This window comes from Sphingomonas kyeonggiensis (assembly GCF_014204495.1).
GTDB lineage: Bacteria > Pseudomonadota > Alphaproteobacteria > Sphingomonadales > Sphingomonadaceae > Sphingomonas > Sphingomonas kyeonggiensis_A.
The window spans coordinates 1-12,945 of record NZ_JACHLN010000004.1 but is presented as its reverse complement, the minus strand read 5'-3'; the positions used below and the strand labels follow the sequence as shown (position 1 = coordinate 12,945).

At 67.1% G+C, this 12,945-nt stretch carries 15 protein-coding genes; 11 read left to right on the top strand and 4 right to left on the bottom strand.

Annotated features, from left to right (window positions below; translation table 11 throughout):
- Positions 1 to 69 precede the first annotated feature (69 nt).
- A complete protein-coding gene (locus HNP52_RS19095; protein ID WP_184169357.1) occupies positions 70 to 1,272 on the bottom strand; it encodes an ATP-binding protein in 1,203 nt (400 codons plus the stop codon).
- Between the two features lie 269 nt (positions 1,273 to 1,541).
- Here HNP52_RS19095 and HNP52_RS19090 point away from each other — a divergent pair, with 269 nt between their 5' ends.
- The 5 genes from HNP52_RS19090 (at position 1,542) to HNP52_RS19070 (ending at position 4,617) form a co-directional block, all read left to right on the top strand.
- Positions 1,542 to 1,928, top strand: coding sequence for a hypothetical protein (locus tag HNP52_RS19090; RefSeq protein WP_184169355.1), 387 nt, complete (start codon positions 1,542 to 1,544; stop codon positions 1,926 to 1,928).
- 116 nt (positions 1,929 to 2,044) lie between these two features.
- Complete coding sequence (locus HNP52_RS19085) at positions 2,045 to 2,317, top strand: HPr-rel-A system PqqD family peptide chaperone (RefSeq protein WP_260396269.1); 273 nt, start codon at positions 2,045 to 2,047, stop codon at positions 2,315 to 2,317.
- On the top strand, positions 2,314 to 3,159 hold the full coding sequence (locus HNP52_RS19080) for an HprK-related kinase A (RefSeq protein ID WP_184169351.1): 846 nt from the start codon (positions 2,314 to 2,316) through the stop codon (positions 3,157 to 3,159). The genes HNP52_RS19085 and HNP52_RS19080 overlap by 4 nt, the downstream gene beginning before the upstream one ends.
- Complete coding sequence (locus HNP52_RS19075) at positions 3,156 to 4,166, top strand: nucleotidyltransferase family protein (RefSeq protein WP_184169349.1); 1,011 nt, start codon at positions 3,156 to 3,158, stop codon at positions 4,164 to 4,166. Before HNP52_RS19080 ends, HNP52_RS19075 begins: the two co-directional genes overlap by 4 nt.
- An 85-nt stretch (positions 4,167 to 4,251) precedes the next feature.
- Entirely contained in the window at positions 4,252 to 4,617 is a 366-nt protein-coding gene (locus HNP52_RS19070) for a VOC family protein (protein ID WP_184169347.1), read from the top strand.
- A 173-nt stretch (positions 4,618 to 4,790) separates the two neighbouring features.
- On the opposite strand, the gene HNP52_RS19065 is transcribed toward HNP52_RS19070, so the two are convergent.
- A complete protein-coding gene (locus HNP52_RS19065) occupies positions 4,791 to 5,471 on the bottom strand; it encodes an HAD hydrolase-like protein (protein WP_184169345.1) in 681 nt (226 codons plus the stop codon).
- Positions 5,472 to 5,545: 74 nt separating this feature from the next.
- Here HNP52_RS19065 and glmU point away from each other — a divergent pair, with 74 nt between their 5' ends.
- From glmU to glmS, 4 genes are read left to right on the top strand one after another with little or no spacing between them, the layout of a single operon-like run.
- Entirely contained in the window at positions 5,546 to 6,904 is a 1,359-nt protein-coding gene (gene glmU, locus HNP52_RS19060; RefSeq protein ID WP_184169343.1) for a bifunctional UDP-N-acetylglucosamine diphosphorylase/glucosamine-1-phosphate N-acetyltransferase GlmU, read from the top strand.
- Positions 6,901 to 7,311 carry a hypothetical protein gene (locus HNP52_RS19055; RefSeq protein ID WP_184169341.1) on the top strand — a complete coding sequence of 137 codons (411 nt, stop codon included), beginning with the start codon at positions 6,901 to 6,903 and terminating at the stop codon, positions 7,309 to 7,311. Before glmU ends, HNP52_RS19055 begins: the two co-directional genes overlap by 4 nt.
- A 41-nt stretch (positions 7,312 to 7,352) precedes the next feature.
- On the top strand, positions 7,353 to 7,664 hold the full coding sequence (locus HNP52_RS19050) for a hypothetical protein (RefSeq protein WP_184169339.1): 312 nt from the start codon (positions 7,353 to 7,355) through the stop codon (positions 7,662 to 7,664).
- A 23-nt stretch (positions 7,665 to 7,687) separates the two neighbouring features.
- Positions 7,688 to 9,511 carry a glutamine--fructose-6-phosphate transaminase (isomerizing) gene (glmS, locus tag HNP52_RS19045; RefSeq protein WP_184169337.1) on the top strand — a complete coding sequence of 608 codons (1,824 nt, stop codon included), beginning with the start codon at positions 7,688 to 7,690 and terminating at the stop codon, positions 9,509 to 9,511.
- Here glmS and HNP52_RS19040 read toward each other — a convergent pair.
- Positions 9,498 to 10,001 carry a GNAT family N-acetyltransferase gene (locus HNP52_RS19040; RefSeq protein ID WP_184169335.1) on the bottom strand — a complete coding sequence of 168 codons (504 nt, stop codon included), beginning with the start codon at positions 9,999 to 10,001 and terminating at the stop codon, positions 9,498 to 9,500. The genes glmS and HNP52_RS19040 overlap by 14 nt on opposite strands.
- A 140-nt stretch (positions 10,002 to 10,141) precedes the next feature.
- On the opposite strand from HNP52_RS19040, the gene HNP52_RS19035 reads away from it, so the two are divergent.
- Positions 10,142 to 10,429, top strand: coding sequence for a DUF6916 family protein (locus HNP52_RS19035; RefSeq protein ID WP_184169333.1), 288 nt, complete (start codon positions 10,142 to 10,144; stop codon positions 10,427 to 10,429).
- A 74-nt stretch (positions 10,430 to 10,503) separates the two neighbouring features.
- Here HNP52_RS19035 and HNP52_RS19030 read toward each other — a convergent pair whose 3' ends face one another.
- A complete protein-coding gene (locus HNP52_RS19030; RefSeq protein WP_184169331.1) occupies positions 10,504 to 11,142 on the bottom strand; it encodes a phage tail protein in 639 nt (212 codons plus the stop codon).
- A gap of 529 nt (positions 11,143 to 11,671) precedes the next feature.
- Here HNP52_RS19030 and HNP52_RS19025 point away from each other — a divergent pair.
- On the top strand, positions 11,672 to 12,945 hold a 1,274-nt coding region (locus HNP52_RS19025; protein ID WP_221416567.1), incomplete at its 3' end, for an IPT/TIG domain-containing protein.

Sequence of the window (12,945 nt, the reverse complement as noted above, 5' to 3'; positions counted from 1 at the left end):
GTCTCCCGGGAACGGCAAGAAGGGGGCGAGAATCGCCCTGCGGTTCGCCCTGCCTCTGTTGCAGTACGGTTACGGCTTTATGACAGCGGCCAAGGGAAGCAGCACGCTCACCGTGGTTCCCTTGCCGACCACGCTGGCGATGTCGAAGCGCCCGCGGTGCCGCTCGACGATATGCTTGACGATCGAGAGGCCCAGGCCCGTGCCGCCGATCGTCCGGCTGCGCCCGGCATCGACGCGGTAGAAGCGCTCGGTGAGGCGGGGCAGGTGCTCGGGCGGGATGCCGTCGCCCTGGTCGGTCACGCTGAGGCGCACCATCGAATCGCCCTCGGGCAACAGGCTGACCAGGATCGGCGTGCCCTCGCGGCCATACTTCATCGCATTGCCGATGACGTTGTGGAGCAGCTGGCTGAGCTGCGAGGCATCGCCGCGCACCGGCGCCACCTCGGCGATCTCGGTCACCACATCGCCCGCGCGCGGCACGCCGGAGAGCTCGAGGCAAACCTCGTCGATCAGCTCGCCCAGCGCGACGGGATCGTCGGGCGCGCGATATTTCTCCGCCTCGATCCGGCTCAGCGAGATCAGGTCGTCGATCAGCCGCTGCATCCGGCGCGCCTCGCCGTGCATGATCTTGAGGAACCGCTCGCGCAGCCCCGGATCCTCGCCCGCGCCATCCTCCAGCGTCTCGACATAGCCGAGCAGCGAGGCAAGCGGGGTGCGCAGCTCGTGGCTGGCATTGGCGACGAAGTCGACGCGGATCCGCTCGGTCGCATAGCTGCCGGTGCGGTCGACCAGATGGACGATCCGGCGGCCATCGGCGAGCGTCGTCACCCGCATCTCCCAGCGCTGGTCGCGCGTGCCCAGGCCGACCAGGTGGATCGGCGCGGCGCTGCCGGGGTCGCTCGGGTTCATCAGCCGCTCGGCGGCGGCGGGGTGACGAATGGCCACGCGCACATCCTCGCCCAGGATATGCTGGCCGAGCAGGGTGCGGGCAGGCGGATTGGCCGCGACCACGCGGCGCTCGGCGATCAGCAGCACCGGCTCGGCGATCGCATCGAGCACTTCGGCGATGCCCGGATCCTCGCTCGCCGCCGGGGCGGCATCGGGCGGACCGTCCTGGTCGCCACCGGCCGTCGCCACCAGCACGGCGGCCACGCCGCACACCAGCATGATCAGGCTGGTCTGCACGTCGCCGTTGAGCAACAGCCCCGCCAGCGCGCCCGCGGCAGCGATGCCGAGCGCCACAAGCGCCTTGATACCGGAGGAATAGGGCATTGGCCGCCTTACTAGGGGCGGCCAGTGCTTTCGTCACCCCACTATACCGCGTTGCCCTCCGCCTTTCCGTCGTCATCCCCACCTTCCCGTCGTCACCCCCGCGAAAGCGGGGGCCCATCTCCAGGACGTGCGGCAAGCACGGCGGTCGTGTTCGTGGATGGCGCAGGAGATGGGTCCCCGCTTTCGCGGGGATGACGGTGTAGGGAGTGGGAACGGCCTGTCCCACAATTTACGATTGCGAAACGCCACCGGGCGCAGGACAATGCATCATGGCAGATGAAGACCAGACCCCGAAGGCAAGCCGCCGTGCATTGATGCTCGGCGCGGCGAGTGCCTCCGCGATCGTCTCGATCCGCCCGGCGCTGGCGCAGACCAATGCCTCGGTGATGAACTGCGAGATTCCCGTCCCCGATCCGGGCCGCGCCGGCCAATATGTCGCGGCGGACGGCAAGCTGGTGCCCGCCGGCACCCAGGGCGCCTTCCCGGCGGCGGGCCGGCCGTTCAAGGCGGCGGAGGTCAAGAACGCGCTCAATGGCGGCACCTTGCCCGGCACCACCTATGAGCAGAGCCGCGCCTACACCAATTACATCCGCCGCCTGCAATCGGGCACCAGCGGCTTCACCTGCTTCGCCTCGCTGCAAATGCCGCGCGGCTGAGGCCGTGGCATTCCCGGTTCCCGTCATCCCGGCGAAAGCCGGGATCTCAGGCGAAGGCGCGGGGAAGGAGCCGCACGAGATCCCGGCTTTCGCCGGGATGACGAATGGGGCGTGAGATGACGGTCCTCTACCGCGCCGCCGCGCCCGAGACGCTCCGCATTGTCCCGCTCGACGCGCTCACCCTGATCTATCACCGCGCCTCCGGCATCACCCATGTCGTCGACGCGCCGGTCCCCGAGCTGCTCGAAGCGCTGACGCCCGCACCGCAGACCCTCGACCAGCTCCTGGCGGCCCTCACCGAGCGCTACGACCTGCTCGACGCCGATCCCGCCGCGCTGGCGATCCGGCTCGACGAGCTCGTCCAGGCCGGGCTGGTCGAGCGACTGTGAGGCACATCGCCCATCTCCGGATCGGCCCCGCCGCCTTCCGCATCGGCAGCCACTGGCGCGCGCCGATCGCCGCGCTGGAAGACCTGTACCGCGATTACCCGAAGCCCGAGATCCCGGACTTCAACGTCCACCTCTTCGCCGCCCGTCCGTGGCGCAGATATCTCCGCCCCGCGGTCCATATCGGCGGGGACTTCACCATTCCCGATGCCGCGCCGCTGCCGCTTGCCCAGGGCCTGCTCGCCGCCGAGATGGGGATGAACCTGCAGATGGCGCTCGCCCAGCGCCGCTACCTGTTGCTGCACGCTTCCGCGGTTGAAAGGGACGGGAAGGCGGTGCTGATGACCGGCATCTCGGGCGCCGGCAAGTCCACCCTGGCTGCGCTGCTGATGGCGCGCGGCTGGCGGCTGATGGGCGACGAGTTCGTACTGATCGATCCGCGAACTGGTGCAGCCCACGCCTTTCCGCGCCTGATCAGCCTCAAGAACCAGGCGATCGCGGTCGCCCAGGCCGCGCATCCGCAGGGCCGGTTCGGCCCGCTGCTCGCCGGCACGCCCAAGGGTGATATCCGCCACCTCGTCCCCGATGCCCGCGCCATCGCCGCGATGGCCGAGCCCGCCAGCCCCTCGCTGATCCTCTTCCCGCGCTTCGGCTTCGACACCGCCGAGCGCCCGGTGCTGCCCAGCGAAGCGTTCGTCCGGCTGACCCAGGCCTCGACCAACTATGTCCACCTCGCCGAGCCCGGTTTCGATGCGCTCACCCGGCTCGTCCAATCGGTCCCGGCGCGCGCAATAGACTATCCGGACACCGAAGTTGGCATTGCCCTAGTCGAGGCCCTCGCATGAACCCCGGCTGGCGTCTTGCGACCATACTCCGCGACCCCTCCGCTTCGCTCGCCTTCTCGCCAGAAGAATGGACCGAGCTCCTCGCGGTGGCCCGTGCCGAGCAGATGGCCGGGACACTCGCGCACCGTTTGCATGGGCTGGCGCTACCCGACCGGATAAAGCGTCTGGTCGAGGATGCGATCGCCTCGACCGAGCAGGTCCGCCTGGCCGCGCTCTGGGAAGCCGAGATGGCGCGTCGCGCGCTGGCGCCGCTGGGCGTGCCGGTGGTGCTGCTCAAGGGCACCGCCTTCGCCGCCGCCGGCCTGTCGCCGAGCGCCGGCCGCAATATCGGCGATCTCGATATTCTCGTGCCCTTGGAAAGTCTTGGCGAAGTCGAGGCCGCGCTGATCGCCGCCGGCTGGGAATGGGTGAAGCCCGATCCCTATGACGATGCCTATTATCGCCGCTGGATGCATGAGCTGCCCCCGCTGATCCACCGCGAGCGCGATCGCATGATCGACGTCCACCACACGATCCTGCCCTTGACCGCCCGGATCACCCCCGACGCGGCGGGCCTGATCGCGGCCAGCGAACCGCTCGAAAACGGCCTGTGCATACTTTCGCGTCCAGACATTCTGGTCCACGCGGTCGCCCACCTCCTGGCGGACGGCGATCTGGCGGGCGGAATGCGCAACCTTTGGGACTTTCACTGTCTGGTACGGGATGGAGGTACCGAAGGCCTGCTGGAGCGCGCCCGCCACCACGGCCTGGCCCGTGAAATGGCCCGCGCCCTGCGTCTCAGTCATGCCCTTTACGGCACCGAAGTTCCCCTGGAGTACCAGCGGCTTGGCTTGGCCGATCGCCTCTATCTCCGCCGTCTCACCGCCCGTGACGGCTGGGGGCGCCAGACCCGCAGGCCGCTGCGCATGGCCTTCTATGTCCGCAGCCACTGGCTCCGCATGCCGCCGGCGATGCTCGCCCGCCATCTTTGGACCAAATACCGCAAGGGCTATCGCCCGGTCGGCTGAAGGCGTTGAAACGAAACAGGAACAAATCCTTGTGATGTAGGAGATCGCGGCCTATCCTCCGCGGCATTCAGCAGGAGGGGTTTCGATGTTCCGCAAGGTCGCTTTCACCATGTACCCGGTCATCGATCTCGACCGCGCCCGCAATTTCTACGAGAACATTCTCGGCCTGCCGGCGAGCAATGCCGCCTATGGCATTCCCTGGGTCGAATATGACCTGCCGGGCGGCGGCTGCCTCGGCATCACCACGGTCACCGGCAACAAGCCCTCGGCCGATTCCGGCGGCACCATCGCCTTCGAGGTCGAGGATCTCGACGCGCTCTGCGCCGATCTCGAAGCCAAGGGCGTCACCTTCAAGACCGACCTGATCCACTCGCCCGTCTGCCGGATGCGCGTGATAGAGGACAGCGAAGGCAATGGCGTGCTGCTCCACCAGCTGAAGAATCGTACCTGATTCCTTCTTGCTCCCCTCCCTGCAAGGGAGGGGTCGGGGGTGGGTTGCGCGCCCGGCCTTCCGGGCGCGCCCAGCGAGACGGCATCGGTAAACAGAAAAGGCCGGGCATCGAGCCCGACCTTATTCTAACCCACCCCTTGCCCCTCCCTTGCAGGGAGGGGAATTGTGCACGCCTAATTCTGTTGTCCCAGCCGCTCCAGCGCCGGCACCAGCTCGGCGAAGCTGTCGACCACCGCGTCGGCGCCCAGCTCCTCGATCGGCTGGGTCAGGAAGCCGAAGCTCACCGCCACGCTCGGCACCCCGGCATTCTTCGCCGCCAGCGTGTCGAAGATCGTGTCGCCGACGAACGCCGCGCGCCCGCCGCCGCAGCGCCGGATCATCTCCTCGATCGGCAGGGCGGAGGGCTTGGCATTGCCCTTGCCCATCGTGTCGCCGCCGATGATCGTCTCGAAGCGGGCGCTGAGCCCCAGCTCGTCGATCAGCTTCACCGCCAGATATTCGAACTTGTTGGTGACGATCGCCACCTTCACGCCGCGTGCCGCCAGTTCGTCCAGCGCCTCGATCATGCCCGGGAAGGGCCGCGAATGCTCGGAGACATGGTCGCGGTACCATTCGAGCAGCGCCGGATAGAGCCGCGCCATCAGCGCCTCGTCATAGCCGCCCGAAGCCTCCAGCGCCTGCTCGAGCATGTGCTTGGCGCCGCGCCCGACCATGGTCATCACCGCCGCCTTGTCGAGCAGCGGCCGCCCGGCCAGCTCGAGGGCGTGGTTGGTCGCGCCCACCAGGTCGGTGCTGCTGTCGATCAGGGTGCCGTCCAGGTCGAAACCGACGATGTCGAAGGGGAAATCAGCCATGGCGGTGCTGCCTGCCAGCAGCCCTATGGAATTGGCAAGGCTAACGTGGCAGGGGACGGGCAAATGGAGGGAAAATGACCGCACCGATCGCAGCAATCATCCTGGCGGCCGGCAAGGGCACGCGGATGAAGTCCGATACCCACAAGGTCCTCCATCCCATCGCCGGCCGGCCGATGCTGCTCCACCTGATCGACGCGGTGAAGGCGCTGGGTGCCGAGCGCGAGGTCGTGGTGGTCGGTGCCGGCAAGGAGCAGGTCGAGGCTGCGGTGCACCCCCTCGGCGTCGAGACCGCCGAGCAGGCCGAGCAGCTCGGCACCGGCCATGCCGTGCGCATGGCCGAGAGCGCGCTGGCCGGTTTCCAGGGCGATGTCCTGATCCTCTATGGCGATGTGCCTTTGGTCACGACCGGGACGATGCGGCGGATGATCGATGCGCTGCACGGCGAGGGTGGCCCCAGCGTGGTGGTGCTCGGCTTCCGCCCGGCCGATCCCGGCGCCTATGGCCGGGTGATCGTCGGCCCCGACGGCCGGCTCGACAAGATCGTCGAGTTCAAGGACGCGACGCCCGAGGAGCGCGCGGTAACCCTTTGCAATTCCGGCCTGATGGCGGTCCGCTCGTCGGACCTGTTCCGCCTGCTTGGCCAGTTGAAGAACGACAATGCTGCCGGCGAATATTACCTGACCGACCTGGTCGAGCTCGCCCGCGCGGAGGGCCGCTTCTCGGTCGGCATCGAGACCGATGCGATCGAGGTGGCCGGGGTCAACAGCCGCGGCGAGCTCGCCGGGCTCGAGCAGGAATGGCAGCAGCGCCGCCGCACCCGTGCGATGGTCGAGGGGGCGACGCTGGTCGCGCCCGAGACGGTGTGGTTCGCCTATGACACGCAGATCGGCCGCGACGTAACGATCGAGCCCAATGTCGTGTTCGGCCCGGGCGTGAGCGTGGCGGACCGGGTGGTCATCCACGCCTTCAGCCATATCGAGGGCGCCGAGATCCTGTCCGGTGCCGATATCGGCCCCTATGCCCGGCTGCGCCCCGGCGCCCGGATCGAGCAGGGGGCCAAGGTCGGCAATTTCGTCGAGATCAAGAAGGCCGTGATCGGCCCCGGCGCCAAGGCCAACCATCTGAGTTATATCGGGGATGCCACCGTCGGGGCGGGCGCGAATATCGGCGCGGGCACGATCACCTGCAATTATGACGGATTTTTAAAGTACCGGACAGTCATAGGAAACGGCGCTTTTGTAGGAAGCAACAGCGCGCTCGTGGCGCCCGTCACCATCGGTGATGGCGCGATCGTCGCCGCCGGATCGGTGGTGACCCGCGATGTCGAGAGCGACGCCTTGGGGATCGTGCGGGCCGAGCAGAAGGTGAAGCCGGGCTGGGCGCGCACGTTCCGCGAGAGGATGAAGGCACTGAAGGAAGCGGGGAAGAAATGATGCGCATGCGCAGCCAGGTCGCGATGCTCTCCATGGTTCTCGCCACGCCGGCGATCGCCCAGACCGCCGCGCCGCTCACGCCGGCCCAGACGATCGAGGCGGTCGCCGCTTCGAAGACCGGTGAGGTCGAGGGCGTGTTCGAGTTCGTGGTCGCTTCGTCCGGCGCGGGCGGGTTCAGCGCCTATCTCAACTCCGCCGCCAATTACCGCGACCCCGGCAACCTCACCATCGAGCTGCATACCGGGGCACGCAACGGGCTCAAGGACAAGCTCGGCGGGCATGCCGAAGACATGCTTGTGGGCAAGCGCGTGCGCGTGAAGGGCACCGCCCGCCGCGTGCCGGTCGGCTCGCATTTCCAGACCCGCATCTCCGTCGAGACGGCGGACCAGATCGAAATCCTGGGCTGATTTTCGGCCGCCATTTGCCTGACGAGGAAGCCCGCAACGCCATGACCGACCGCTACGCCGGCAAACCCTTTCTTCGGCTGCTCGACAGCTATGTGCTCGATGCGATCGGCCATCTCGACGCCGAGCAGGATACCAAGCTGACGGCGATGGAGCCCCGGTTCCGCGAGGTCTTCGGCGAGGAGGGCGATTGGCGGGCGATCGTGGTTGCCCGGATGCGGTTCCCCGACGGCATTGCGGGCGCGATCCGCCAGGTCTGGGACAAGGGGCGGGACCGGTTCGTCGCGGCCAATGGCCGGGAGCCCGATCCGGTCGAGTTCACCCAAGTCTTTGTCGACACAAAATTCCCGCATTGATGCGGTCTGAAGGATGAATTGAGATGTGCGGAATCGTTGGAATCGTCGGCAGGGAAGATGTCGCGGAGCGGTTGTACGACGGGCTCAAGCGGCTGGAATATCGCGGCTATGACTCGGCCGGCATCGCCACCGATGTCGATGGCCGGATCGAGCGCCGTCGCGCCTCGGGCAAGCTGGTAAATCTCGGCAAGGAGCTGGCGCAGAACCCGCTGTCCGGCACCACCGGTATCGCCCATACCCGCTGGGCGACCCATGGCGGCCCGACCACCAACAATGCCCATCCGCACGCCACCGGCGAAGTCGCTTTGGTCCACAACGGCATCATCGAGAACTTCAAGGCGCTGCGCGACGAGCTGATCGGCCGCGGCCGCAAGTTCGAGAGCGAGACCGACTCCGAAGTCGTCGCGCATCTGGTCAGCGAGAAGGTCGAGGCCGGCATGGCCCCGGCCGAGGCCGTCGCCGAGGTGCTGCCGCGCCTGCACGGCGCCTTCGCGCTCGCCATCCTGTTCCGCCAGCATCCGGACCTGCTCGTCGGCGCCCGCCTCGGCTCGCCGCTCGTCGTCGGCTATGGCGAGGGCGAGACCTATCTCGGCTCGGACGCGCTGGCCCTGGCCCCGCTCACCCAGCGCATCGCCTATCTCGAGGAAGGCGACTGGGTCGTCATCACCCGCGATGGTGCCCAGATCTTCGACAAGGACAATACGCCGGTCGAGCGCCCGGTCACCATTTCGGGCGTGACGGGCGATCTCGTCTCCAAGGGCAATCACCGGCATTACATGCTGAAGGAGATCTACGAGCAGCCGATCGTCGTCGCCCAGACGCTGCGCGCCTATCTGCAGCGCATGGACGATCAGGTCACGCTGCCGATCCCGGACTTCGATCTGTCGGCGATCAAGCGCGTCACCATCGTTGCCTGCGGCACCAGCTTCTATGCCGGCATGGTCGCGAAATACTGGTTCGAGCAGTTTGCCCGCGTGCCGGTCGATCTCGATGTCGCTTCCGAGTTCCGCTACCGCGCGCCGGTGATGGAAGAGGGCGGGCTGATGATCGTCATCAGCCAGTCGGGCGAGACGGCGGACACGCTCGCCGCGCTCCGCCATGCCCGCAGCGAAGGCCAGAAGATCGCTGCGGTGGTCAATGTCCCCACCAGCTCGATGGCGCGCGAGGCGGATCTGCTGCTGCCGACGCATGCCGGGCCGGAGATCGGCGTCGCCTCGACCAAGGCGTTCACCTGCCAGCTTGCGGTGCTCGCCGCGCTCGCCGCCAATCTCGCCAAGGCCAAGGGCAAGCTGTCCGACGCCGAGGAGAAGGCGATCGTCAAGCATCTCGCCGAGGCGCCGGCGGCGCTCAACGGCGCGCTGGCCTATGACGAGGCGATCCAGGCGATGGCCGGTGTCGTCGCCGCTGCCCGCGACGTGCTCTATCTCGGCCGCGGCACCGATTATCCGCTGGCGCTCGAAGGCGCGCTCAAGCTCAAGGAAATCAGCTATATCCATGCCGAGGGCTATGCCGCCGGCGAGATGAAGCACGGCCCGATCGCGCTGATCGACGATGCCGTGCCGGTGATCGTTATCGCGCCCTCGGGTCCGCTGTTCGAGAAGACCGTCAGCAACATGCAGGAAGTGCAGGCGCGCGGCGGCAAGGTGATCCTGATCTCGGACTATGACGGCATCGAAGCGGCGGGCGAGGGCACCGTGGCGACGATCACCATGCCCAAGGTCCACCCGCTGATCGCGCCGCTCGTCTATGCGGTACCGGTGCAGCTGCTCGCCTATCATGTCGCGGTGGCCAAGGGCACCGATGTCGATCAGCCACGCAACCTGGCGAAGTCGGTCACGGTCGAATAGGCCGCCAGGCCATCGAGAGATGGGTGCCGGCGACGTCGCCGGCATCCTCGAATCCCAGCCGTCGGTAGAGCGCCTGCGCGCGCGGATTGTTATGGGCGACGCTCAGCCGCAACCGGTCCGCGTTCGCGTCTGCGGCCGCCCGCTGCAGCCAGCTGACCAGCGCGGTGCCGAGGCCTGCCGCCTGCGCTTCCAGTGCGAGCAGGATGTCGATCAGCACCCATTCCGGGCCGCTCCGGTTGAAATAGAAGCGGCCGATCGGCGCATCGCCGCGCGTCACCAGCCGGAAGTCGCCCTTGCGATGGACCTTCACGAAATGCGCGTGCTGGAGCGCGAACTGCTCGTCGAGGAATGCGCGCTTCTGGTCGGGCGTCCAGGGCGCGAGCAGCAGGTCCGCCATCCGCGAGCGCGCGTGGAGATCGGCGAGCCGCGGCAGGTCCTCGATGCCGGCGGCGGGCAGCGCGATCCCCTGGGTGAGCAACTCCCCGGACAAGGGCGGAAGTGCCCGTGCGGCGGGGAAGGGAGATAGTTTATTCCGTGTCATTCTGCCCCGAAACGGTGTGGACCGGCTTCCCGCGCCGCATTCCGCCCGGCAGGATAGCAGCGATTCCGCAGGAGGGGGAAAGCGACGACATGGAACTTAAGCCGGAAGATTTCGAACCCTGGGTTGGGCGCAAGGTCCGCGTTTCGACCCTGCCCGAGCCGGTGGAGATCACGCTTGCCCAGGTTTTCCGGCGAAGCCCCCTGCGCGGCATCGATGTGCGCACGCCTTTCTCGCTGTTCTTCGAATCGCCGCTGGATGTCTATCTGATCGACGCCGCCTATGACCTTGATTGCGGCCGGGGTGGCCCGCACTCGATCCTGATTACCCAGATCCAGCCGCTGCAGGACCGGCGGATCTACGAGGCGGTCTTCTCCTGATCCTGGGTGCCCGAAACAAAGCCGGCTCCGTCGCGGGGTGCGACGGAGCCGGTTCTGTCTGGTCGTCGCGTCGATCAGTTGCGCGACGGGAAGACGCCTGCCAGCGCGATGTTGGTCTGCACCGCGACATAGGGGTTCATGATCGAGAACGGGATGTTGCTGCCGGTGATGCCGACCTGCACCGAACCCTGCGGTGTGAAGTTGCCGCCGGTGATGTTGACGCCGCCCAGGTTCACCGAAGTGCCGGTGGTGCCGCTGGGGACATAGATCTTCACCTGGTTGGTGCCGGCATTGGCGCAGTTCGAGAACATCGAGCCGGCGGCAGGCGTGTTGCTCTGGCCGGTCGTCACGTCGCTGATCGCCTGGATCGAGCCGGTGGCAGTGGTCTGGCCGGGGATGCCGGTGAAGGTGGCGACGTGGTTGTGCGCCGGCATGTTGGCGATCGTCAGCGTCTCGGTCTCGGTACCGGCCGCCTGGCCCCAGACATAGGTCTGGCCGCCCGCGGTGCTCTGCCCGAGGCCGACAAAACCGCGGCCCGCGGCGTTCGGCAGGGCGAAGGTGCTCACGCCATTGCCACCGAAGGTCGTGCCGAGCAGCGCGAACAGCGCGTTGTTCTGCGCGATCCCGAGGATCTGGCCATTGCATGAGGCCCAGCCGCGCGGCGCGAAGTTGAAGCCGACCTGCATGATCTGGCCCATAAACGGTTCAGACATTGTCCTACCCCCCAAATTAGCGATGGCTGGCGTGCGCGGAATGCGGCGCCGGTTCCGAAGGCGGGGGTTTTAGATACGCGATCGCAAGGGCAGACAAGCGGCTATTACTTCAATTCCGTTCTATCTCGTTGCCTTGGAGAAGAGCGCATTCATGAAAAGTCGTAATTTGCAAAATTCAGGCTGCCATATGGGAGCTGTTGCCAAGAGTAATTGCCGTGATGCACTTCGCGCCATTTCGGTGCCAAACAGTCAAATTCCTGAAACAGGAACTAATTCCTAGTTTTAGTGACTTTTGCTCGACGTTGGCTCGATATATAAAGCGCGCTCGTCCGTCATGGGCGTTGGGGGTAGGTTGCACATGTTTTGGGGCTTGGGGGAGGCGCGTTCCGCCTGTGCGCGGACCGTTGCGGGGATCTCTGGTAAGCAGCGAATCGGGGCGCGCAAGACGCAGACTCGGGGCAACCAGCCTTCGGCCTTCGGGCGACTGCGGCGGCGCATCGGTGGTGCGCTGGCGGCGGGCCTTCTGGTCGTGGCACCCAATGCGGCCTGGGCGGCATCGGCGGCCTGTAACGCGATCAACGCGGGCACGGTCTACGCCACCAACACCGGCAACCCCGCCACGCTTTCGGGCACCTACCGCGTTGATGCGGTCGGCAATACCGACTCCAACTACAGCGATCCGGGCCAGACCTTCGCGATCGGCGAAGTCGTCAGCTACACTTGGAGCACCACGTCCGGCACCGCCTATGCGCAGATCCTGCACATGGCGGCGGGTGACGCCGTCCAGGCTGATTCCGCGCGCAACCTCACCGGTTCGGGCAGCGGCAGCTTCACGATCAATGCGGGCTCGACCAACTGGTACTTCAACATCGCGGCGACCGACTTCACCATCGCGTCGGACGGCAGTGGCGGTGCTTCGGAGCCTGCCCGCCGCAACTCGCAGATCGCGATCACGATCAGCTGTGCCGCGCCCTCGCCGATCCTGGGCGCCTCGCTGACCCATGGCGGCACCCCGAAGCAGGGCAGCAACTTCACGCTGCTGCCGACCGTGAGCAACACCGGCACCGCGACCACCTCGGGCAACATCACGCTCACCTCGACGCTGCCGACCGGCCTGACCCTGGTTGGCGGCTCGGGCACGAACTGGAGCTGCACGGGCAACGGCACCGTCAATGTCAGCTGTACCTTCAGCGGCACGATCGCCACGGGTGCGTCCAACACGGCGCTATCGCTGACGGTGGCGGCGTCCGCCACGTCCGCTACGCCCCGAAACGTGACGATAGGCGTGAGCGGGGGCGGGGCGTCGAACACGCCGACCGCCTCCGACAACATCGCCATCGCGCTGCAACCTGCCATCACCTCGATCTCGCCGACAAATGGCCCGACCGGTGGCGGGAACACGGTGGCCATCACCGGTAACAGCTTCACGGGGACCACCGGCGCGGGTGGTGTGAAGTTCGGCGCGGCCAACGCGACGGGCTATACCGTCATAAGCGATACCCAGATCAACGCGACGGCGCCGGCTGGCGCGGCGGGGACGGTGGACATCACCGTGACGAACGGCGGCAACACCAGCGCGACCAGTTCGGCGGATCAGTATACCTATGTCTCGGCGCCGACGGTGACGGCGGTCTCGCCGACGGCGGGTCCGACGGCTGGCGGCACGACGGTGGTGATCACGGGCACGGGTTTCTCGGCGGCGCCGGGGACGGGTGCGGTGAAGTTCGGCGCGAGCAACGCGACCTACACGATCAACAGCAACACGCAGATCACCGCGACCTCTCCGGCCAATTCGGCGGGGAC

Excerpts from the sequence above, each read along its gene's own strand:
- HNP52_RS19095 (WP_184169357.1), bottom strand. The coding sequence starts at position 1,272 with ATGCCCTATTCCTCCGGTATCAAGGCGCTTGTGGCGCTCGGCATCGCT.
- HNP52_RS19090 (WP_184169355.1), top strand. The coding sequence starts at position 1,542 with ATGGCAGATGAAGACCAGACCCCGAAGGCAAGCCGCCGTGCATTGATG.
- HNP52_RS19085 (WP_260396269.1), top strand. The coding sequence starts at position 2,045 with ATGACGGTCCTCTACCGCGCCGCCGCGCCCGAGACGCTCCGCATTGTC.
- HNP52_RS19075 (WP_184169349.1), top strand. The coding sequence starts at position 3,156 with ATGAACCCCGGCTGGCGTCTTGCGACCATACTCCGCGACCCCTCCGCT.
- HNP52_RS19070 (WP_184169347.1), top strand. The coding sequence starts at position 4,252 with ATGTTCCGCAAGGTCGCTTTCACCATGTACCCGGTCATCGATCTCGAC.
- HNP52_RS19065 (WP_184169345.1), bottom strand. The coding sequence starts at position 5,471 with ATGGCTGATTTCCCCTTCGACATCGTCGGTTTCGACCTGGACGGCACC.
- glmU (WP_184169343.1), top strand. The coding sequence starts at position 5,546 with ATGACCGCACCGATCGCAGCAATCATCCTGGCGGCCGGCAAGGGCACG.
- HNP52_RS19055 (WP_184169341.1), top strand. The coding sequence starts at position 6,901 with ATGATGCGCATGCGCAGCCAGGTCGCGATGCTCTCCATGGTTCTCGCC.
- HNP52_RS19050 (WP_184169339.1), top strand. The coding sequence starts at position 7,353 with ATGACCGACCGCTACGCCGGCAAACCCTTTCTTCGGCTGCTCGACAGC.
- glmS (WP_184169337.1), top strand. The coding sequence starts at position 7,688 with ATGTGCGGAATCGTTGGAATCGTCGGCAGGGAAGATGTCGCGGAGCGG.
- HNP52_RS19035 (WP_184169333.1), top strand. The coding sequence starts at position 10,142 with ATGGAACTTAAGCCGGAAGATTTCGAACCCTGGGTTGGGCGCAAGGTC.
- HNP52_RS19030 (WP_184169331.1), bottom strand. The coding sequence starts at position 11,142 with ATGTCTGAACCGTTTATGGGCCAGATCATGCAGGTCGGCTTCAACTTC.